Origin of the sequence: Sphingomonas oligophenolica, assembly GCF_039522915.1 — a bacterium.
GTDB lineage: Bacteria > Pseudomonadota > Alphaproteobacteria > Sphingomonadales > Sphingomonadaceae > Sphingomonas > Sphingomonas oligophenolica.
Map to the genome: position 1 here is coordinate 132,896 of NZ_BAAAEH010000007.1, position 21,771 is coordinate 154,666.

Consider the following 21,771-nt stretch of genomic DNA (forward strand, 5'->3'; position numbering starts at 1 on the left):
CCACTCCCTTGTTTATATGGTTGAGAATCCACTTTATTTTGATCGCTTTGAGGGGGCGTCAGGCCCGTTGGGCCACCCCGTGTCCGACTCTGCGCGAGACGACGATCGCCAACACCAGCACCAATGCGAGCGGTGCTGCCGGGATCATGAAGAAGCGCTGGTCGTGGTCGATACCGGCGATCGCCGCCAACGTGCCTACCATTGGCCCCATGATTGCACCGATCCGGGCAACTCCGAGTGCCCACCCAAGGCCAGTGGATCGGGAACTCGCGGGGTAGAGGTCACTCGCTGCGCCGTTCACGCCGTTCTGGATGCCGGTCACGAAAAAGCCGGCGCAGGCGATGAGCAGGATTGTCATGGCTGAGCTTGCCGGAAGCAGTGCCAGGGTCAGCATCGTCAGCGCGGCCCCCGCGGCGAAGATCGCGACAATATACCAGCCTGCACGGCGCAGCAGCAGGCTGGCGGCAACCCCACCCAGCACACCGCCCCCATGATAACCCGCCGTAACCAGCGCCGCGTTCGCGGTCGAAAGGCCGGAACCTTTCATGAGCAACGGGATCCAGCTTGCCAGGAGATGCACGTTAAGCGCGACGCACATGAACATGAGCCACACCATGATGGTCGTCGTGCGGATCGATGGGGCGAGGATCGCGGCGATCGAACCTCGCGGGACATCGGCCGCGGCGGACTCCGTGGGGTCGCGGACATCGCGCAACGCCAGCGCGATGATGGCCGCGATTATCAGCGGCAGCACGCCGCCCACGACAAACAGGCCCTGCCAATGATAGGCCGGGAGAACCTTGGACGCTGTCATGCCGGCCACCACGCCACCCAGCGTAATGCCGATACCGGCGAAAGCCGTGGCGCTGGCGTGCCTGCGCGCATCGTACATCGCACCAGCCATCGCCAGCCCGTTGGGCATGACGGCGCCAAGCCCTATGCCGATGAGAAAACGCAATATGGCCAGTTGCTCGGCAGACCAGGCAAAAGCTGCGACCAGCGAAAGGATACCATAGGCGGCGCTGGCGATGACCACGACCCGCTTGCGACCGAAGCGGTCTCCCAGTGGCGCCACCAGCGTTGAGCCGATCAGGATACCGACCAGGCTTGCGCTCAGGAGCGGGCCCAGTTGCGCCCTGCTGATCCCGAACTGGGCCATGATCGAAGGTCCGGCGAGATTGGCGGTCTGCAGATCGAAGCCTTCCACCATCAGCGCAAGCACAACGAGCGCAAGTCCGAGCGATCGATGGCGCACATGATTACCGGCTGTGGGCTCCGGGGGGGCCATCTGCATCTCTCCTGATGGTCGTCTTTGTTGATTTCTCAAACTAGAGCACATGATCTAGTTTTGGCGCAAGCGCTATTTTTTCGAGTCCGGCTTGACGGGCGAGAACGCGGATGGGCTATGGGGTCATGGGATCGGAAGCCGCTGGCCAATCGCCAAAACCTCCTGTTCAGCAGCGCAGTCTGGCCAGCCATCGACAGATGGTGGATGTTGCTCTGCGCTTGCTGGAAACGCGCGATATCGACCAGATTTCAGTGCGCGATATCGTCTGCGAAGCTGGAACATCGAACGGAAGTTTCTATCATCGCTTCGGTACCAAAGAGCATTTTTTCAACTATCTGATCGATGACATGCTTGAGCGGCGCGAACGTGGTGCGATCGCGCAGTTATCCGATCAGACGATTCCTTTTGACGCTCTTCCCGAATTGCTCGCGCGCAGCGCGATGACCAACTTTCGGGCTCACGCTGGTCTTTTGCGTTCGGCGATTCGGCGACACATAGCAGGTGACGATTGCTGGAACCGCATCAGCATGATGTCGCGCAGGATCGTCAAAGGCTATCTGGACCGGGTCTCGGACACACTCGGGCGGCCGCTCGACGCTGATGAGGCCGAGCGCATCAATTTCGCGTTCGTCTGGCTTTATGGCTTGCTTGCCTATCGTACGCTCAGGCTGAATACCCTGCATGGCTATACAGTCCCGGAACAATCGTTTGAGGATGAGACAATCCGCAATTTCCGGCAATTGATCGACCGGGCTTTGCCGTCTGACGCTTCCCCCATTGGCGGTGCGTGATCAGCTCTCAAGGACGAAGCATTCTGCTGGCTCGTAAGCCAGACATTTCCCACGCATCCCCTAAAGGGCGGTTCCGACGGTCGATTCAAACCGAAGCGAGAGGAGAGCAGGATGATCTCGCACGGTGCCCTTTGGCACGGTGCACGCTCTTTCTCACGCCTGGTGCCGGAATTTCCCTGTTCCGCGGAAGATTTCCCTGTTCCGCAACAGGTTATTTAGCGCCAATGCCCTGTAAATATTGATAAATTTCTTCAAAAAGGGCCGATTCGTGGTTCAAAAAAATAAAAAATTCCCTGTTAATTCCCTGTTATCGGCCCGGAACAGGGAATTCGCCTTGCCCGCGGCGCCCTTATCGCGGCCGCTTCTTCAGCAACGCCGTCCGCAGGAACGAACACACTTCCTCGTCGCGCTGGTTGAACATCCGGTGCCGGAAGGTCACCAGTCCGGCATCGGGACGCGACTTGCTGTCGCGCAACTCCGTCACCTCGGTCTCGCCGCGCAGCGTATCGCCGATGAAGACCGGCTTGGGCATCACGAGCTTGTCATAACCGAGGTTCGCGACCAGCGTGCCGAGCGTCGTGTCGCCGACCGAGATGCCGACCATCAGCGCGAAAGTGAAAGTGCCATTGACGACGATCCGGCCGAACTCGGTGCCGGCGGCATATTCAGCGTCGAGATGCAGCGGCTGCGGATTGTGGGTGAGGGCCGACATCATCAGATTGTCGGTCTCGGTCACCGTCCGGCGGAGGATATGGACGATCCGGTCGCCGACCAGCCACTCGTCATAATAGCGGCCGGCCATCAGCCGATTCCGCCCAGGCTGCGGCCCGCTGTCCAGCCGCCGTCGGCGGGCAGCACGACGCCCGATACATAGCGCGCATAGGGTGAGGCGAGGAACAGGCAGACATCGGCGACATCGTCGACCGTGCCCATCCGCCCGAGCGGTACTGCCTTGGCCGACCGCGCCTTGGCCTCGGGGGTCGGTGCGAGCCGCTCCATGCCTTCGGTCCCCTCGATCGGTCCGGGCGAGACCGAGTTCACCCGCACCCCTTCCGGCCCCCATTCGATCGCCAGCGTCTTGGTGATCATGTCGACGCCTGCTTTGGCTGCGCAGACATGGACCTGCATTGCCGTGGCGATGAAGGCTTGCGGCGCCGAAATGTTGATGATGCTCGCACCCGGCTTGGTCAGATGCTCATAGGCGGCGCGCATGACATGGAAGGTGCCGAGCGTGTCGATCTCGGTGACTGCCTTGAAACCGTTCGAACTGAGCATCGCGGCGGGAACCGGGAAGTTACCCGCCGCGCCCGATACCAGCACGTCGATCGTGCCTCGCTGCTTGCGGAAATCGTCGATCGCCGCCTTCACCGCATCATAGTCGCGGACATCAAGGCTGTAGCCGAGCGCCGGCGTATCGCCCGACAGTGCAGCGACAGCAGCATCGACCTTGTCCTGGCTGCGGCTGGCGACGGCGAGCTTGGCGCCGCGCCGCGCGAAGGATTTGGCGATGCCGAGATTGATGCCGCTGGTGCCGCCAAAGACCATCACGGTCTTGCCGGTGAAATCGAAGCCGTCGGCCATTGCCCTCTCCTTATGCTTGTTCGAGCTGCAGCTTGAACCCGGCATGGCTCTTCTTCCAGCCCATCCGCTCATAGAAACGATGCGCGTCGACGCGATCGAGCTTCGAGGTCAGCTGCGCCATCCGGCAGCCGCGCTCGCGGCATCGATCGACTGCCCATTCGATCATCTGTTGGCCAAGCCCCTGGCCGCGCAGGTCGCTCGCGATCCGCACGGCTTCGATCTGCCCGCGCCAGCCGCCGCGAAAGGCGATGCCGGCAAGAAAGCTGAGCTGCATCGTGCCGACGACCCGCCCGTCGAGATCGGCGACGACCTGCATCTGGTTGGGATCGGCGGTGATCGCCTCGAAGGCGGCGAGATAGCGCGGATCGAGCGGCAGGCTCGCATCCTCGCGGCCCCGGCTGAGATCATCGTCATCGAGCAGCGCGACGATGGCGGGCAGATCGGCGGCTGTCGCGGTGCGGAAGACGACCTCGCTCATTCGGCCCGTTCGATCCTCGCGAGGACAGTACCTTCGCTGACCTGGCCCCCGGTCTCGGCATTGAGCTCGGCAACGGTCCCGTCGAACGGCGCGATGAGGCTGTGTTCCATCTTCATCGCCTCGAGCGTGACGAGCTTCTGGCCCTTGGTGACGCTGTCACCAGCGCTGACCTCGACCGCGATGATGCGGCCGGGCATCGGCGAGAGGATAGCGCCATCGGCTGCTGCGCCGGCTGCGCGAGGCCCAGTCGAGACGAGACGGCTCACAAAACGCGGCGCGAGGCCGGAACGGGCCTGCACCCAGATTCCGCCGCCCTCGAACTCATAAATCTCAGGTTCGACGGGACCGGTTTGATCCAGGTCGATGTCAGTCGGCTGATCGTCAACCGCCAACCGGACGATTCGTTTGGCGGGGCGGTTCAGACGAAAGCCGAACAAAGGATTCCATTGGGTCGACGACTGGGCGATCCATTCACGTCGGCCGGCTCCGGACAGCAATGGCTGCTCCATTAGGCTGTTATCGGGGTGCGCGAGAATCGCGATGGCCCCGGCCGAAAGCAGGCGAGCATCGGGCTCCCCTCGCGTTACGAGCGAATCGAGATATCGATCGATGAAACCCGTATCCAGCCTGACTTCGGCGAATGCGGGCATCGCCAATATGCGCGCCAGGAATTCCGCGTTGGTTTTCACGGGGCGAACTTTGACTTCGGTGCAACCGGTGGCGAGTGCATCCCGCGCGCCTTCGCGTGTAGCACCGTGCGCGATGATTTTCGCGATCATCGGATCGTAGAAGGGGCTGATCGCCGCTCCCTCGTCGACACCAGTTTCAATGCGCAGATTGTACGGCAAAGAGAAGGATTCGAGTTTGCCGATCGACGGCAGAAATCCCGCAGCCGGGTCCTCCGCGTAGAGCCGTGCTTCCATCGCCCAGCCCCTGATCCACAGCTCGTCCTGCTGCCTCGGCAGCGGCTCGCCTGAGGCCACCCGCAACTGCCATTCGACCAGATCCTGCCCGGTAATCTCCTCGGTCACCGGATGCTCGACCTGGAGCCGGGTGTTCATCTCCATGAACCAGATGCGGTCGGCACGCAGGCCCTCGCTGGCATCGGCGATGAACTCGATCGTGCCCGCGCCGACATAGTCGACCGCCTTCGCCGCCTTCACCGCCGCCGCGCAGATCGCCTCGCGGGTGGCCTCGTCCATGCCGGGGGCAGGGGCTTCCTCGATCACCTTCTGGTGGCGGCGCTGGAGCGAGCAGTCGCGTTCGAACAGATGGACGACATTGCCATGGGTGTCGCCGAAGACCTGCACCTCGATATGGCGCGGCGAGAGGATGTATTTCTCGATCAGCACCTGGCTATTGCCGAACGACGAGGTCGCTTCGCGCTGGCAGGAGAGCAAGGCATCCGCGAAGTCGGCTGGGTCGTCGACCCGCCGCATCCCCTTGCCGCCGCCGCCCGCGACCGCCTTGATCAGCACCGGATAGCCGACTTTGGCGGCCTCGGCGGCGAGGCGCTCGGGCGCCTGGTCCTCGCCGAGATAGCCCGGGGTCACCGGGACCCCGGCGGCGATCATCCGTTCCTTGGCAGCATCCTTCAGCCCCATTGCGCGGATGCTCGAAGGGTTGGGTCCGACCCAGAGGAGACCGGCATCGATCACCGCCTGGGCGAAATCGGCATTCTCGGAGAGGAAACCATAACCGGGATGGATCGCCTCCGCGCCGGTTGCCGTGGCGGCGGCGATGATCTTCTCGCCCACCAGATAGCTTTCGCGCGCCGGGCTCGGACCGATATGCACCGCCTCATCTGCCTGGCGGACATGAAGCGCTTTGGCGTCAGCGTCCGAATAAACCGCGACAGTACGGATGCCGAGCTTGCGCGCGGTCCGGATGATCCGGCACGCGATCTCGCCGCGATTGGCGATGAGGAGGGATTTCAGCAAGTCAGGCTCCGCAACCGGTGGTCCGCTGCGACCAGGTAATGTTCAGGATCTTCCAGCTGCCATTCTCGCGGACGAGGTCGAAATGGTCGACGCCGCAGTGATGAACCTTGCCGTCGACGAGGAAGGTGTAGGGGCTCCAGACCATCGCGATGTCGCCATCCACCTCGATCGCGGGATCGGTCAGCCGCTCCTCATAGCGTTCGGGGCCGGGCTTCAGGTGGGTCGCGAATTCGGTCCAGCTCATATGGCTGACCGCGCGCGTGCCGTCCGCCTGCTCGATCGCCACCGTCGCGCCTCCCTCGGGGCGAAGTTGCGCGAGCAACGCCTGCGGATCACGCGCCGTCATGCCAGCGAACAACCGGTCGACCGGCGCCATGACCGCCGCTGTATCGGCATCAGCAAGCGGGAGGCCGGTGCCCTTTGGCATCGGCTGCATCGGGGTGATCTGCGCAGCGAGGAGGAGAGAAAGGATTAGGGGCATTCAGTGTCTCCGCAGGAACTGTTGAGCAACGAACTGCATCACATCCGGAACACGCCGAACTGCGGCCGTTCCGGCATCGGCGCATTGAGTGTCGCGGCAAAGGCCAGCCCGAGCACATCCCGCGTCTGCGCAGGGTCGATGATCCCGTCGTCCCACAGCCGCGCGGTCGCGTGCCAGGGATTGCCCTCATCCTCATATTTCTGGCGGATCGGCGCCTTGAAGGCTTCGGCCTGTTCCTCGGTCCAGCTCTCCGCATCGCGGTGGACGGTGGCGAGCACCGAGGCCGCCTGCTCGCCGCCCATCACGCTGATCCGGCTGTTGGGCCAGGAGAAGAGGAAGCGCGGGCTATAGGCGCGGCCGCACATGCCGTAATTGCCGGCGCCGAAACTGCCGCCGATCAGCACGGTAATCTTGGGCACGCTCGCGGTCGCGACCGCGGTGACCAACTTGGCGCCATGCTTGGCGATGCCTTCAGCCTCGTAGCGGCCGCCGACCATGAAGCCCGAGATATTCTGCAGGAACAGCAGCGGGATACGACGCTGGCAGGCCAGCTCGATGAAATGCGCGCCCTTCACGGCGCTCTCCGAGAACAGCACACCATTATTGGCGAGGATCGCGACCGGAATGCCCCAGATATGCGCAAAGCCGCACACCAGGCTCGATCCGTACAGCGCCTTGAACTCATGGAACTCGCTGCCGTCGACCAGCCGCGCAATCACCTCATGGACATCATACGGCGCCCGAACATCGCTCGGCACGATGCCGTACAGATCCTCGGCATCGAATTTCGGCGGGCGCGGCTCCTTCAGGTTCACGTCAGCCATCACCTGCGGCGGCAGTGTCGAGACGATATCGCGGACGATCGTCAGAGCGTGCTCGTCATTCTCGGCAACATGATCGACCACGCCGGATTTTCGGGCATGCGTATCCGCCCCGCCAAGCTCCTCGGCCGAGATCACCTCGCCGGTCGCTGCCTTCACCAGCGGCGGCCCGGCAAGGAAGATCGTGCCCTGGTTGCGCACGATCACGCTCTCGTCGGACATCGCCGGCACATAGGCACCGCCAGCGGTGCAACTCCCCATCACGCAGGCGATCTGCGGAATGCCCTTGGCCGACATATTGGCTTGGTTGAAGAAGATCCGCCCGAAATGGTCACGATCGGGAAAGACCTCGTCCTGGTGAGGCAGGTTCGCGCCGCCCGAATCGACGAGGTAAATGCAGGGCAGATGGTTCGCCTCGGCGATCTCCTGCGCGCGCAGATGCTTCTTCACGGTCAGCGGATAGTAAGTGCCGCCTTTCACCGTCGCATCGTTGCACACGATCATGCATTGACGGCCCGATACGCGGCCGATGCCGGCGATCATCCCGGCGCCGGGGATCTCGCCGTGATACAGGTCGAATGCAGCGAGCTGACCGATCTCGAGAAAGGGCGAGCCCGGGTCGAGCAGCCGCTCCACCCGGTCGCGCGGAAGCAGTTTGTTGCGCGAAACGTGCCGCTCACGACTTTTCTCGGTGCCGCCCAAGGCTGCCTTCGCGACGTCGGCGCGCAGCCGTTCAGCCAGCGCGCGATTATGCTCGGCGTTGGCGCGGAAGGTGTCGCTCTCGGGCGATAGTCTGGTGTCGAGCACGGGCGCGCTCATGATTGCATCCTCATGTCGGCACTGCCTAGCCAGCGCCGGGGCGAATGGGAAGCGACGCTGCAGTTCTTCGGCTTCGCCTGGGCGATGCTCAAAGGGGCAGGGAGGTATCTGGCGTTACCAAAAACGCAGGTGTATCCCACGCGCCATACACCTTCGAGAGGTTATCACATGAAGCGTTCCACGATTTTGCTCGCTGCCTTGCTCGCCACCACCGCCTGTACGTCGAGCGCCCCGACGCATGTCGCCGGCACGGAAATCGGCGTTGATCTGGCGGGTATCGACAAAACCGTGAAGCCCGGTGACGATTTCGACGAATATGCCAATGGCGCCTGGCGCGCGAAGACCGAGATTCCGGCCGATCGCTCTAGCACCGGTATCTTCCTCCAGGTGTTCAACCTTGCCGAGCAGCGCAATGCCCAGCTCATCGCGGATGCCGTCAAGGCCAATGCTGCGGCCGGCAGCGACCAGCGCAAGATCGCCGATTATTACAACGCCTATCTCGACACAGCCACGATCGAGAAGCATGGCCTCGCCCCGATCAAGCCCGAGCTCGACGCGATCGCCGCGATCGCCGACAAGCCGGCGCTGGCCAAGGCGCTCGGTGCCGACCTGCGCGCCGATGTCGATCCGCTCAACGCGACCAACTTCCACACCGAGCATCTGTTTGGCCTGTTCGTGACTCAGGCGTTCGATGACCCCTCGAAGGAAGTGCCCTATTTGCTCCAGGGCGGCCTCGGCCTGCCCGAGCGCGATTATTACCTGTCGGCCTCGCCACAGATGGCCGAGATTCGCACCGCCTATAAGGCCTATCTCACCAAGGTCTTCACGCTTGCCGGGATGAGCGATCCCGCCGCCCGCGCAGATCGGGTGATGGCGCTCGAGATGAAGATCGCCACTGCGCATCTCGACAATGTCACCAGCCAGGACGTGCACAAGGCAGACAATCCCTGGAAGCAGTCCGATTTCGCGAAGAAGGCGCCGGGGCTCGACTGGAACGCCTTTTTCGCCGCCGCCGGTCTTTCCGGCCAGCAGGATTTCATTGTCTGGCAGCCTGATGCGACCGCAAAGCTTTCCGCGCTAGTTGCAAGCGAGCCGCTCCAGGCATGGCAGGACTGGCTTGCCTTCCATCATCTCAACACCGTGACGCCGGTTCTGCCCAAGGCGTTCGATGACGCCTCGTTCGATTTCTACGGCAAGACCCTCAGCGGTACTCAGACGGCCCGCCCGCGCGACAAGCGGGCAATCGGTTCGGTCAATGCCAATCTCGGCGATGCGGTCGGCCGCATCTATGCCGGCAAATTTTTCCCGGCCTCGTCCAAGCAGGACATCCAGGGGATGGTGAAGAACATCCTCGCCGCTTTCGACAAGCGAGTCGCCAACCTCACCTGGATGGCGCCGGCGACCAAGGAGGAGGCGCGCAAGAAGATCGCGACCATGAAGGTCGGTATCGGCTATCCCGAGACATGGCGCGATTACGGATCGCTCGAGATCAAGCCCGACGATGCGCTCGGCAATCTCGAACGGGCGCGGCTCGCCGAATACAAACATCAGCTCGGCAAGATCGGCAAGGCGCCCGACAAGGGCGAATGGTGGATGACCCCGCAGACAGTCAACGCGGTCAACCTGCCGCTGCAGAATGCGCTCAACTTTCCGGCCGCTATCCTCGAGGCGCCCTTCTACGATCCCAAGGCCGATGCGGCGGCGAATTACGGGTCGATCGGCGCGGTGATCGGCCATGAGATCAGCCACAGCTTCGACAATACCGGCGCTGGCTTCGATTCGGCAGGCAGGCTGCGCAACTGGTGGACGCCGGCCGACTTCGCACACTTCAAGGCGCAGAGCGCGACGCTGGTCGCGCAGTACAGCGCCTATGAGGCACTGCCCGGGCTACACCTGAACGGCGAGCAAACCCTTGGCGAGAATATCGCCGATGTCGCCGGCTTGACTGCGTCCTACGAGGCCTATCACGCCTCGCTCGGCGGCAAGGAGGCGCCGGTCATAGGCGGCCTTACCGGCGATCAGCGTTTCTTCCTCGCCTTCGCGCAGAGCTGGCGCGAGAAGACCCGCGAGAAGGCGATCCGCGCCCAGGTCGCGACTGACGGCCACTCGCCCGGCAATCTTCGCGCTCAGACAGTGCGCAACCTCGATGCCTGGTATCCGGCGTTCAACGTTCAGCCGGGTCAGAAACTGTATCTCGCGCCCGACAAGCGGGTGCACGTCTGGTAGGAGAATCGGCTGGATCATGGTGTCGACCGGGCGCCATGATCCAACCGCTTCAGCTGCCCCGCGGCTTGGGCGGCGGCCGGTTCGGCCGGCCACCGCCGCGCGGCTTCCTGGGATCGGTCGAGCCGGGCTTGGGCGGCGGCGGCCGCCTGCGCTGCTGTTGGGCGCGGTCAGCCAGGTCGCGTGGCGGTGACGCGACCCTCGGCGCGGACGCGCCGGCGGGCGCAACTGAATAGCCCTCCCGCAGCAACCGCGTGAACGCTGAACGGACATTGGCCGCGATCGCCGCCTGCAATTCCGGCGGAAGATCGGGCAACGTCGTGTTCGCGTGGACCGCGTTCAGGTCGCGCAGGAGCGTGTTCGGTACGCCCTTCGAGGCAGCCTTGAGCGCGCCGATCGAATCGATGACGGCTGAGAAGATGATTTCCTGCATCAGGTCAGTTGCTGATTTGGTCATGACGGCCCTCTAGGAAGCCGGCGCTGATTTGTCGCGATCAATTTCAGCATAAGGGTCCAGGGCGACGGCGAAGGCTGGTAGCAAAGGCTGGTCCGAAGGCCTCGGCCGTACCAGCGCAGGCATAACATGCCGGTCACCGCCCGCACCGCCCGGCCGGGCGCAGGAGCGCTTGACCTGTAACCGGGGAGCGCCCACCCGCCCGCACTCGCGCCGCCGGCTCAACCCTTCCGCGGAGAGTGTCGAAGCCCAAAAAAGATTGAAAACCCATGCGATTCTCCCGCCTCTTCTCCCGCGCCTCGAACGACATGGCGATCGACCTCGGCACGGTGAACACCGTCGTCTATCTGCGCGATCGGGGAATCGTCCTGAACGAACCTTCGGTCGTCGCCCTCGAGACCCTTGACGGGGTGTCGCGCGTGCGGGCTATCGGCGCCGAGGCGAAGCTGATGCTGGGGAAGACGCCCGACACCATTCGCACCATCCGGCCGATGCGCGACGGGGTCATCGCCGACATCGATGTCGCCGAGCAGATGATCAAGCACTTCATCGACAAGGCGCATGGCGGCCCGAGCCGCTTGCCGCGCCGCCCGGATATCGCGATCTGCATTCCATCAGGCGCGACGCCGGTCGAGCGGCGCGCCATTCAGCAGGCAGCGACCAATGCGGGCGCCCGCAAGGTCTATCTGATCGAGGAATCGATGGCGGCGGCGATCGGTGCCGGGTTGCCGGTCACTGAACCGATCGGAGCGATGGTCGTCGATATCGGCGGCGGGACGACCGAGGTCGCGATTCTCTCGCTTCGCGGGCTTGCCTACAGCACCTCGGTTCGGGTCGGCGGCGACCGAATGGATGAAGCGATCGCGTCGAGCATCCGGCGCAAGCACAATCTGATGATCGGCGAGTCGACCGCCGAACGGATCAAGGTCGAGATCGGTACGGCCGTGGTGCCGGACGAAGGGGTCGGCGCGGTCATGCGCGTGAAGGGCCGCAATCTCGTCAACGGCATCCCCTCCGAAATCGAAGTGAGCCAGGCGGAAGTCGCCACCGCACTCGCCGATCTCGTGGGCCAGGTCGTCGAGACGGTGCTGTCGGCGCTCGAAAAGACCGAGCCCGAACTCGCCGCCGATATCTATGATCAGGGCATCGTCATGACCGGCGGCGGAAGCCTGTTGTCAGGTCTCAACCAGGTCCTGTCCGAGGCGACTGGTCTGCCGGTGATCGTCGCGGATAATGCCCTCACTTGCGTCGCCATGGGCGCCGGGCGCGCCCTGGAGGATCCGGTCTTCCAGGGTGTGATGATGGAAGCCTGACGGTCTCGTCCTCCGGCCCGAATTTCGCCGCTCCGCTCAACGGTCTTGCGTTCTCGCGCCTATAGGCCGACCCTCGCGACTCCAGCGGACCGCCTCCGGCACGAGAGGTGGAGCGAGCAGGAGAAGATCGATGGTGGACGAGAGTCGCAAGGGCGCCAGAGCCGTCGCGCTTGTTGGACCAGCCGGCGCGGGCAAGACGAGCCTGGCGGAGGCGCTGCTGTTCGCGGCAGGCGCGATACCCCGATTGGGTTCGGTCGATTCGGGCAGCAGCGTGGGCGACGCCAGCCCGCAGGCCCGAACGCGCGGCGGATCGACTGAGCTCAACCTGCTTCGCTTCGACTGGATGGACGATCGCTATCTGGTGCTAGACGCGCCCGGCAGCCCCGCCTTCGCGACCGACATGGAAATGGCGCTGAGCGTGGCCGATCTGGCCCTGGTCGTGATCGATCCCGATCCAGCGCGCGCACCGCTCGTCGAGCCGACCCTGAGGCGGCTCGAGGCGCTCGGGATTCCCCACGCGCTGTTCGTCAACAAGATCGACCAGGCACGGGGCAGTATCGAAGATCTGCTTGCCGCCCTGCAGCCGATGAGCGCCGCCGCGCTGGTCGCGCGTCAGATCCCGATCCGTGCCGGCGAGCGCACCGCCGGCTTCGTCGATCTCGCGCTTGAGCGGGCCTATCATTATCAGCCCGGAAAACGGTCGCAGCAGGTGCCGCTCGCAGCCCATCTCCGCGAGGATGAGACAGCGGCGCGCTTCCACATGCTCGAGCAGCTGGCCGATCACGACGACGTCCTGCTCGAACAACTCCTGACTGACGAGGTGCCGAGCCTTTCAACCATCTTCGGCGATCTCGCTCGCGAGACGGCGGCCGGGCTGGTGGTACCGGTGCTGTTCGGCTCGGCGCTCAACGGATTCGGCATCCGCCGCCTGCTCAAGATGCTGCGCCACGACACGCCGACCGCGGCCCAGACCGCAGCCCGGCTGGGCGTAGAGGGTCAGGTGGTTCAGGTCTTCAAGATCTCGCACGGCAACACGATCGGCCGCCTCGCGCTTGCCCGGGTGTTCGGCGGGCCGCTCACGGAAGGCGCTGAATTGACTGGCGCGGGCGGCGAATCATCCCGAGCGGGTGCATTGTTCACGGTGCAAGGCGCCGCCACGGTGCGAACCCAACGGGTCGAGCCGGGCGATATCGTCGGGATCGCCAAGGTCGAGACGACGCGGGCTGGCGATCTGCTCGGAATCGTGGCGCGCGCCAACAGCGTTGCGACGCCCAACACCTGGCCGATTGCGAACTATGCGCTGGCGATCGCGGTCAGCGACCACAAGGACGAGGTTCGCCTGTCGACCGCGCTCAACCGGCTTGTCGAGGAGGACCCCGGCCTGCGCTGGGGCCAGGACGAAGCCTCTCGCGAGACGCTGATCCACGGCATCAACGAAGAGCATCTCACCGTCGCGCTCGACCGGCTGAAGCGGCGTTACGGCGTTGCGGTTTCCGTGCGCCCACCGTCTGTGGCCTATCAGGAAACGGTGCGCAAAGGCGCCACGCAACGCGGCCGCCACAAAAAACAGTCGGGCGGCCACGGCCAGTTCGGCGACGTCGTCATCGAAATCCGGCCGCTGCAGCGAGGCGAGGGCTTTCGCTTCGAGGACCGGATCACCGGCGGCGCAATACCCCGGCAGTGGATTCCCGCAGTCGAGCAAGGCGTGCGCGACGCGATGCTGAAAGGGCCGCTCGGCGTGCAGGTCGTCGATGTGGCCGTCGCGCTGGTCGATGGGTCCTTCCATTCCGTCGACAGCTCGGAGCTGGCGTTCCGAACCGCGGGCCGAATCGCCATGGCGGAGGCGCTTGCCGCGGCCACGCCCTATCTGCTTGAACCGATCTCGCACGTGACCATTCACGCACCCGGCAGCGCAACGTCGCGAATCAATTCGGCGGTAGCTGCCAGGCGGGGCCAGATGCTCGGCGTGACGCCGCGCGACGGCTGGTCGCGCTGGGACGGGATCGAGGCGCTGTTGCCCGAGGCTGAGCTTCACGGCCTTGACGCCGAGCTCCGCGCCCTCAGCCAGGGCATGGCGCGCTACGAAGCGCGTTTCGATCACCTTGCCGAAGTCACCGCCAAGCTTGCCGGCGAGATCGTCCAGCAGCTGCACCAGCCCGCCTGACCCGCACAGGCACCGCGCGGACTGGTGTCAGGCGCGTTCGGCCTTGGCGGCAAGATTGGTCAAGGCACGGCCGGCGGTATCTTCAGCGCTTTCAGCCATGGTTTCCCAGGTCCGTGCCGATCGCTCGTGCATCTCGCGCCGATTCGGCAGGTTCGTTTTCTCTGCGGCGGCACGCTGGGCGGCCGCGTTCGCCCGATATGTCTCGATCAATGTCATGCCGCCCCATATCGGGGCCATCCCGGCCAGATCAATGTCCAAAAATGCGCAGGAGCTCTTTCAATCACACAATCCGGCACGGATCGTCGCAAATATGCGCGTGCAGCGGACCGGAACATGCGCGTCAGTGCTTTGTTATCCTGCGAGCGGCTGATCCTGGCCGGAAAAACCAATGTCCAGGCAAATAGCTGGCAGGGGGATCAAGAATATCGTGGAAAACGAGATACGGATCCTTCTGGCCGAAGACGAGCAGGTGATCGCGCTTACGCTTGAAGATGCCCTTGTCGATGGCGGCTATGCGGTATCGGTGGCCTCAACCGGCGAAGATGCGCTTTCGCGCCTCGCCGTGGGGGCTGCCGAGCTTTCGGGTCTGATTACTGACATACGACTCGGCGGCACGATGGACGGCTGGGAGATCGCCAGAATGGCGCGGCAGGCCAACCCGACGATCGCGGTCGTCTACATGACCGGCGACAGCGCTGCTGATTACAGCGCGCAAGGGGTGCCGGACAGTTTGATCCTGCAAAAGCCCTTCGCCTCCGCCCAGATGCTGACGGCAATCTCCACTTTGCTGAACAAGGCCGTGCCTCAGCCGGAATAGGGTCGTTATTGATTTCCCGCGCGGCGCGCTGTGGCTCGAAGAGACGAGGGGACAGGTCGAGCGGACGCCGGCGGGGCACCCTACGCGGCGGTTGCGCCATAAGGTGATCCCGCTTGCGAGTTTCAGGTCCGTCAGGCTCCGAGCCTCACCTCAACGATGCGGCCCGTCATTCACCTGAAACTGGTTGGGGGTGCGTTCACGCTCACCGCCATGGGTGCCGTTCGTGGAGGACGGGAGCACAGGCCCCGCGCCCCTCCCGACGCAGAAGGGGAGAAGAAGAGAGGGGCCGCCCACGCGCCCACCAGTTTTCATTCGAACCGATTCGTACATTGAAGCGGAAATGATCGCTAAGATGCCCAACGCCGCGCGTCGGACGTCGCGTGCCTACTTATCACCGATCGCAATGCGCCGACATGATCCCATCAGTACATATACTGATAGTCAATCATCTGGATCGGGAATAGTTTGCCTAACGTAGGAAATATTTGGCATTGAGAGGATGCTAGGTGTCGCTTGCGATATTGAATTCATACTTTGGGGGTGGAGATAACTGTCTTCCTGAGCGCGCTTTATCGTGTCAAATGACTAGAATCGATTTGATTTTAGCCGCTTGGAAAGAAATGTTGGGCCGACCCCGGTCGGTAGACGGCGGCGCGAGTTCATTGCGCGCAACCGGGTTGGATGTCGCGCGATTGGCGGGGCCGGCGATGAGATTGGGTCAGATAGAGAAAGGCGGTTCAATGCCGCCTGCGCATAATGTATTCGCTGCATTCGCTATCGGCGCGCTGATCTGGCCGGTGAGCGTGCAGGCTCAAACCACCGCCGTGGCGGGGGGAAGCCCCGCCAACATCACGCTGACGATACCGGTTACCGCTTCAGTCGCGACCCGCTGCAGTTTTTCGGTCAGCGGCACCTATGACGTTCCGGAGATCACCTCGGGCTTCACGCATGATTTCAGCATGGCGTTGCAGTGCAGCACCGCGGTTCGAGTCGCCGTTGTGTCCGCAAATGGAGGATTGCTGGCGGCAATCGCGACGCCGCCGCTCGGATACAGCAGGCTGGCGCCGTACGACGTGGCGCTGAGCCTCGTCGGCAATTCGGGCGTCCCCACCGCCACGGCGGTCTGTGTTGCGGCCACGCTGACCAGCACCGCGGGGGCGCCATGCATTTTCCGAGGGCCGGCGGCGTCGAACCAGGGCCTTAGGCTGGGCGGTGCGTCCAGCGGCGCCTCAGGATCCTATCTGCGGGTCAGTGCGCCTGTCTATGCCGGATCCGAAACGCTCATTGCGTCAACCACTTATGCCGACACGCTGACCGTCACAGTGAGCCCGACGATCTGATGAACCACCTCGACCAATTTCAACTCACGACATTTCAAGCAGGAAGGAACCGTAAAATGAAATTCAGATATCTCGCAGCTTCCGCCGTCCTCGCGCTATCCGCGCTGACGGCAACCCAGGCCTCGGCGCAAAGCGTGACGGGCACAGTCAATCTCCATGGGACGGTCGCGCCGCGCTGTGGTTCGACCTTCAACGGGGACACGACCTTCGCCGGTACGATCAATCTGGGTGAACTCACCGGGTCGAATGGAGCGATATTGCCGGGTCTCCCGACCTCGAACACCAATTCGCCGGCCGGCGTGGCGGACTTCTTCGTCGGATGCTCGTCACTCCGCTTCAACGTCACGATGAGCGCAACCCGGCTGGTCAACCCCGCCTCTGTGCCAGCTCCTCCGGGTAGCGCGACCATTGATTATACTGCCGAGTCGAAGATTGCGCTTGCCGAAGGCGGGTTTGCCTTTGCGACCTATACGACAGCGGCCACATTGCCCGCACCGAGCGTGACGCTGGTGAACGGCGCGGTTTCCGCCGTGGCGGGTAACTTTCAGGTGCGAGTCTATGGGCTCCATCCCGACAATGGCGATGCGAGCATCATGCTGGCGGGTGCCTATGACGGCGTGATTTCGATCCTGGTTGCACCGGCACCCTGATCGGCTCGGTCGGCAAAATGCTGACGCCAGTGACAAGAATTTGAAGCGCGGCGCGATCTCGAAGCTGGGTCGAATGCTTCAGAAGGCATGTCGCGACCGCGCCTGTTCCCACAGCTTGAAGGAGTATTCAAAATGCGACCCCTCTCTCGATTCCGCACCATCGGTGTGACTCTTGCCACTTTCGGGATGCTTGCCGCCCCGCTCTATCAGGCGGACGCCATTACGGTTAAGCCGTTGGTGGTCGATCTCAAGACCAGCGGGCGCGGGATGAACCAGGTCGTCTCGGTGGAAAATACCTCAGCCATAGCGGTGCCGGTCCAGTTGACGGTGCAGGAGCTTGTCGTTGAGGCCGGCGAGACGCACGGCACCGGCAAGGATCCGGGCGATCTGGTGGTGTTTCCGCCTCAGGCGTTGATCCAGCCCGGCCAGACCCAGACGTTTCGTGTCCAATATGTCGGGGATCCGGCACTCACCAGGAGCAAGCATTATTACATCACCGTAGCCCAGGTCCCAGTGAAGCCGAAGGAAGGCGAATCCGCCGTGCAGGTCGTCTTCAGCTTCCAGGTGCTCGCCAGCGTGGGCCCACAGGGCGCGAAGCCGGCGCTACGTGTCCAGTCCGTCGGAGTCGGCAAGAATGGAGCCGGCAAGCCGGTCCCCATTATCACGGTCGCCAATGACTCCTCCACTTACGGGTATCTGTCGCACGGCAAGTTGCGCGTCGTCGAAAAGGACGCGTCGGGACGCGAGGTATTTCGCCAGACGCTGGCAGGCCCGGAAATCGAGCAGCAATTGGGTATGGGCCTGATCACGTCCGGACAGGAGCGCAAATTCACTCTGGCAGGCGTGTTGCCGCTCCCGGAGGGAACGATCGAAGCTAAATTCACTCCGGATAGCTGAGCGGCACGAATGTGGCCGCCCTTTGTTGCGCCGCTGCGTGGTTGATGCTGCTCGCGGACGCCCCTGGGGCCAAACTTGCGGTGGCTAACGCGGCCAATAATGAGGCTCCCCGGGGATCGCTTCCCGGGGAGCCATCATCATCGCGTCCAACCGAGCCGCTCTCGGTTGCGGCGACCCTGCCGCTCAATCCGACAGGGCGCGCGATCGACCTGACGGTGCCGGTACTGGATGGAACGCGCTATATGGGCGACATCGAGCTCAGGCTCATGCCCGATGACGAAATCCGGCTGCCCGCGCAGCGGCTGCTCGATCTGGTCGTTGTCAGCGCAAAGCCGGATCTGGCCGCCAAGTTGCGCACCATGCTTGCGGCGCAGGCCACCATTGGCCTCGATGCATTGGCCCCATTGGGGATCAGGATGCGCTACGACCCGCAGAAGATCGCCTTGGTGCTCGATATTCCGGCTGAGCTGGAAGCGCAGCGTACCATCCAGGTCGCCTCGCTTGGAGTCGAAACGGTCGGCGGCTTCGCGCGGCCTGCCGGTTTCAGCGCCTATCTTACGATGCGCGGAGCAGTCGATTATGTCGAAGCCGGCACCAATCGTGGTCTGGGAACACCTTCGATGTTCCTTGACGGTGCGGCCCGCCTGGCTGGCGTCGTGTTCGAAACGCAGGGCGTATTTCAGCCTGGCGGTAATGGCCCGGCACTTCAGCGGCAGGGATCGCGGTTTGTCTATGACGATCAGGATAGGTTGATCCGCTGGACCGCGGGCGATCTACGAACGGTCGCGAGAGGTTTCCAGTACGCACCCGATATCGCCGGCATTTCGATCCTCCGGTCGTATAGCGCGTTGCAGCCCCAGACGATCACGCGCCCGACCGGCCGACAGAGCTTCCGCCTCGATCAGCCATCGACCGTTGAGATCTGGGTCAATGATCAGTTGGTCCGTCGGACGCGCCTTGATCCGGGCAGCTACGACCTGCGTGATTTTCCTTATACCCAAGGCATCGACAATGCTCGGATCACGATCCGCGGCGACGGTGGCCGGGTTGAAACGCTCAATTTCAGCCTCTTCTCGGACCAGTCTCAGTTGGCGGCCGGATTGAGCGAATTCGGGCTCTACGCTGGAGTGAAGGCTCCACCAGGCCGCTCTGGCCCGGTCTATTCCAGTGAGCCCGTGATCACCGGCTTCTATCGCCGCGGGCTCTCAGAGAGGCTGACCTTGGGGGGTAATCTTCAAGCTGACCGGCATTCGCGGATGATTGGCGTCGAATCGATTCTCGCGACTCCGATCGGCGCGTTCGGCATGAACCTGGCTGCCTCCCAGATCGACGGGCGGGGCGCGGGGGGCGCCGCCCTGTTCACCTTCCGGAGCCTGATCCAGCGTAAGGACATGACGTCCGACGCGCTCGACCTGTCAGCCGAATTGTTGAGCAAGAATTTCGCCCCGAGCGGAGATGTGTTCGGTCAGAACCCCTTCACCTATCGTCTCAGCGGCGGCTATTCGCACGCCTTCAGCCAGGCAATTTATGCCGGTGTGGACGTAAATTACGCCAAGGGACGGGCGGGCGTTTGGGATAGCTCGGCGTATCGGATGACCATCGGTTGGCGCCCGGTGCCGCGGATGAATTTCACCGCGACGACGGTATATGAGGGCGCGACGCGGAGCCGGCGCGCCGGCTTGTCCTTCCTGTTGTCGTTGACGGTGCAGATGGGAAAAGGCGCGAGCCTGATCGCCGATTATGATTCCGGCCATCAGACCGAGCGGATCAGCTATCAGGCGCAATATGGCCAGGGTGTCGGCTCGCTCAACCTGTCGGGGTCTCTGGAACGATCGCCGCACAATGTCGGGATCAACGGTTCGGCCAACTACATCACCAGCGCGGGCGAGATCGGCATCGACCAGCTCACTTCCTTCGAGGGCGGGGCAGGTTCTCCGACGGACTCGCGGACCAATCTGCGCTTCGCCACGTCGATCGCGTTCGCCGATGGTGCGGTATCGATCGGACGGCCGATCAGCGACAGCTTCGCGATCGTCAGCCGACGCGAGAATATCAGGCATGCCAGGGTGGAGCTGGAGCCGGGCCCCTATGGCTATACTGCGGGAACCACCCCGCTCGGCACCGCCACGCAGCCTGATCTCATGTCCTACAACAACCGGACGATCACGATCGATGCGCCTGGCGCCCCAGCCGACCTCGATCTGGGTCCGGGCGCGTTTCGGGTGTTCCCGCCCTATCGCAGCGGTTACCGACTGCAGGCAGGATCGGAATACCCCGTCACCCTGGTCGGCCGACTGCTTGACGAGGAAGGCAAGCCGCTGGCGCTGCTTTCGGGGTTGGCCACCGAGCTTGCGGCGCCGGAGCGCGAACCGCTCCCCGTGTTTACCAGCAGTGATGGGCGGTTTGCGGTAACTGGCCTCAAGCCCGGGCACTGGCGCATAGCGTTCCATACCGACCCCATCACCGTTTATACCGTCGACATTCCGCCAGGCAAAACAACGGGAGTCTTCAAGATGGAGGATATCAGGCCCGAGAAGGCGGACGGCCGTCCATGAGGATCATGGCACGCCTTGGCACCGCGCTATTGTCGCTGCTCGCCTGGATCGCGATCGTCCCGGCCGCCGAGGCGGCGGGCCCGTGCGGTGTCAGCGGAACCACCACGACCTCGATCGGCAACTATAACCCATTTACCGGGTCGGGGATCAACCAGGTGACGGTCACCATGAACCTGACGCGCTTTCGGTCGGCCAATGGCTATACCCGACACGTGGATTTCTATTTCGTGCAGGCGTCGGGATCGCCCGCTTTTACCATCACCCATTCCGGCTGGAACGTCCTCTATACCTTGCCGGCCGTCCACACCCTTTCCGTGCCGTTTCCACCACCGAGCGGCACCGTGTTCCTGGATTTCGGGGGATATTTCTCGCCGGACACTCAGACCAACCAGTTCGTCGTCTCGATTCCGGGTGGTCTCGATCTGAGCGCCGGCGATCCACTCGTATTCGACATCCGCTATGTCTGCGACGGTGAGAACGGAGTCCAGGATGTGCATTCGCCGGCAACGCTGACGGACGCGATGACGATCAGGATCAACGTCCTCAGCGCGCTGCAGGCAAGCTATGCCGGTCCCGCGCTGGATTTCGGCGAGATCGGCAGCGTCAGCGATTTGCAGGCCGGCACGCACAGCGTCACCGGCGCGATCAGGGTGGCGAGCTCGGGGCCCTATACGGTGAGTCTGAGTTCGGCGAGCAATTATCGGATGACCTTTTCGGGCGGCAACCTCGGCGATACGGCGCAGACCATAAGATATTCGACTCATTTCCTCGGGCAGACGAAAAGCAATGCGAGCCCGTCATTCACCACGGTCGCGTGCCAGCGTGCCGGTACCGGCGGCCAGAACCTGCCGATCGCGGTGACATTGCAGGATGGAGGCACAACAAAGGTGTCGTCGCCAAGCTATCGGGACACGCTGACGGTGACCGTGACGCCGCTCGCTATGCCCTACGGCGGAGCAACCGCGAACTGCCCGGGTCTGTGATCGCGCCAAATGAATGAATTACCCTGAGTTGGTGTCGAACCCGCAAAGGCTGTGTCGGTGGTCCGCCCCATGCCGTGACGCGCAATGCCGTGCCCAGCTGTTGGGGATGCCCGCAGCCACGCAAGTCGACGGACGGTCGTAGTGTGCGGGAGGTTCTGCAAAATCCGTTGAGGATG

19 protein-coding genes are annotated in these 21,771 nt (G+C 63.4%); 10 read left to right on the forward strand and 9 right to left on the reverse strand.

Annotated features, from left to right (window positions below):
- Window positions 1-58: 58 nt before the first annotated feature.
- Window positions 59-1,222 carry an MFS transporter gene (locus ABD050_RS05530; protein ID WP_343888230.1) on the reverse strand — a complete coding sequence of 388 codons (1,164 nt, stop codon included), beginning with the start codon at window positions 1,220-1,222 and terminating at the stop codon, window positions 59-61.
- 176 nt (window positions 1,223-1,398) lie between these two features.
- On the opposite strand from ABD050_RS05530, the gene ABD050_RS05535 reads away from it, so the two are divergent.
- Entirely contained in the window at window positions 1,399-2,079 is a 681-nt protein-coding gene (locus ABD050_RS05535; RefSeq protein WP_343888231.1) for a TetR/AcrR family transcriptional regulator, read from the forward strand.
- Between the two features lie 349 nt (window positions 2,080-2,428).
- Here the strand turns inward: ABD050_RS05535 and ABD050_RS05540 are convergent, their stop codons facing one another.
- Genes ABD050_RS05540 through ABD050_RS05565 form a run of 6 tightly spaced genes read right to left on the reverse strand, consistent with a single transcriptional unit; the run spans window position 2,429 to window position 8,199 of the window.
- A complete protein-coding gene (locus ABD050_RS05540; RefSeq protein ID WP_343888232.1) occupies window positions 2,429-2,881 on the reverse strand; it encodes a MaoC family dehydratase in 453 nt (150 codons plus the stop codon).
- Window positions 2,881-3,660, reverse strand: coding sequence for an SDR family oxidoreductase (locus ABD050_RS05545; protein WP_343888233.1), 780 nt, complete (start codon window positions 3,658-3,660; stop codon window positions 2,881-2,883). Before ABD050_RS05545 ends, ABD050_RS05540 begins: the two co-directional genes overlap by 1 nt.
- A 10-nt stretch (window positions 3,661-3,670) precedes the next feature.
- Window positions 3,671-4,138, reverse strand: coding sequence for a GNAT family N-acetyltransferase (locus tag ABD050_RS05550; protein WP_343888234.1), 468 nt, complete (start codon window positions 4,136-4,138; stop codon window positions 3,671-3,673).
- The gene (locus ABD050_RS05555; RefSeq protein WP_343888235.1) at window positions 4,135-6,078 is read right to left on the reverse strand and encodes an acetyl/propionyl/methylcrotonyl-CoA carboxylase subunit alpha; all 1,944 of its coding nucleotides are present in this window, start codon (window positions 6,076-6,078) and stop codon (window positions 4,135-4,137) included. The genes ABD050_RS05550 and ABD050_RS05555 overlap by 4 nt, the downstream gene beginning before the upstream one ends.
- 1 nt (window position 6,079) lies before the next feature.
- Window positions 6,080-6,559 (reverse strand): nuclear transport factor 2 family protein, encoded by a 480-nt coding sequence (locus tag ABD050_RS05560; protein WP_343888236.1) that lies wholly within the window; start codon window positions 6,557-6,559, stop codon window positions 6,080-6,082.
- Between the two features lie 38 nt (window positions 6,560-6,597).
- Complete coding sequence (locus ABD050_RS05565) at window positions 6,598-8,199, reverse strand: carboxyl transferase domain-containing protein (RefSeq protein WP_343888237.1); 1,602 nt, start codon at window positions 8,197-8,199, stop codon at window positions 6,598-6,600.
- 168 nt (window positions 8,200-8,367) lie between these two features.
- On the opposite strand from ABD050_RS05565, the gene ABD050_RS05570 reads away from it, so the two are divergent.
- Window positions 8,368-10,425, forward strand: coding sequence for a M13 family metallopeptidase (locus ABD050_RS05570; RefSeq protein ID WP_343888238.1), 2,058 nt, complete (start codon window positions 8,368-8,370; stop codon window positions 10,423-10,425).
- Window positions 10,426-10,474: 49 nt separating this feature from the next.
- Here ABD050_RS05570 and ABD050_RS05575 read toward each other — a convergent pair whose 3' ends face one another.
- Window positions 10,475-10,879, reverse strand: a complete 405-nt coding sequence (locus ABD050_RS05575) for a hypothetical protein (RefSeq protein WP_343888239.1) — start codon at window positions 10,877-10,879, stop codon at window positions 10,475-10,477.
- Window positions 10,880-11,145: 266 nt separating this feature from the next.
- Between ABD050_RS05575 and ABD050_RS05580 the strand changes: the two genes are divergently transcribed.
- Both ABD050_RS05580 and ABD050_RS05585 read left to right on the forward strand, forming a co-directional pair.
- Entirely contained in the window at window positions 11,146-12,189 is a 1,044-nt protein-coding gene (locus tag ABD050_RS05580; protein WP_343888240.1) for a rod shape-determining protein, read from the forward strand.
- Between the two features lie 130 nt (window positions 12,190-12,319).
- Window positions 12,320-14,353: an elongation factor G gene (locus ABD050_RS05585; protein ID WP_343888241.1), complete on the forward strand. Its 2,034-nt coding sequence runs from the start codon at window positions 12,320-12,322 to the stop codon at window positions 14,351-14,353.
- Window positions 14,354-14,380: 27 nt separating this feature from the next.
- Here ABD050_RS05585 and ABD050_RS05590 read toward each other — a convergent pair whose 3' ends face one another.
- Window positions 14,381-14,569: a hypothetical protein gene (locus tag ABD050_RS05590; RefSeq protein WP_343888242.1), complete on the reverse strand. Its 189-nt coding sequence runs from the start codon at window positions 14,567-14,569 to the stop codon at window positions 14,381-14,383.
- 211 nt (window positions 14,570-14,780) lie between these two features.
- Here ABD050_RS05590 and ABD050_RS05595 point away from each other — a divergent pair, with 211 nt between their 5' ends.
- The 6 genes from ABD050_RS05595 to ABD050_RS05620 all read left to right on the forward strand — a co-directional run bounded on the left by ABD050_RS05595 (window position 14,781) and on the right by ABD050_RS05620 (window position 21,595).
- Entirely contained in the window at window positions 14,781-15,170 is a 390-nt protein-coding gene (locus tag ABD050_RS05595) for a response regulator (RefSeq protein WP_343888243.1), read from the forward strand.
- A 740-nt stretch (window positions 15,171-15,910) separates the two neighbouring features.
- Window positions 15,911-16,510, forward strand: a complete 600-nt coding sequence (locus tag ABD050_RS05600) for a hypothetical protein (protein WP_343888244.1) — start codon at window positions 15,911-15,913, stop codon at window positions 16,508-16,510.
- Between the two features lie 56 nt (window positions 16,511-16,566).
- Window positions 16,567-17,160, forward strand: a complete 594-nt coding sequence (locus ABD050_RS05605) for a hypothetical protein (protein ID WP_343888245.1) — start codon at window positions 16,567-16,569, stop codon at window positions 17,158-17,160.
- A 132-nt stretch (window positions 17,161-17,292) separates the two neighbouring features.
- Window positions 17,293-18,057, forward strand: coding sequence for a fimbrial biogenesis chaperone (locus ABD050_RS05610; protein WP_343888246.1), 765 nt, complete (start codon window positions 17,293-17,295; stop codon window positions 18,055-18,057).
- 44 nt (window positions 18,058-18,101) lie between these two features.
- Window positions 18,102-20,612 (forward strand): fimbria/pilus outer membrane usher protein, encoded by a 2,511-nt coding sequence (locus ABD050_RS05615; protein WP_343888247.1) that lies wholly within the window; start codon window positions 18,102-18,104, stop codon window positions 20,610-20,612.
- Between the two features lie 5 nt (window positions 20,613-20,617).
- Complete coding sequence (locus tag ABD050_RS05620; protein WP_343888248.1) at window positions 20,618-21,595, forward strand: Csu type fimbrial protein; 978 nt, start codon at window positions 20,618-20,620, stop codon at window positions 21,593-21,595.
- Window positions 21,596-21,771 lie beyond the last annotated feature (176 nt).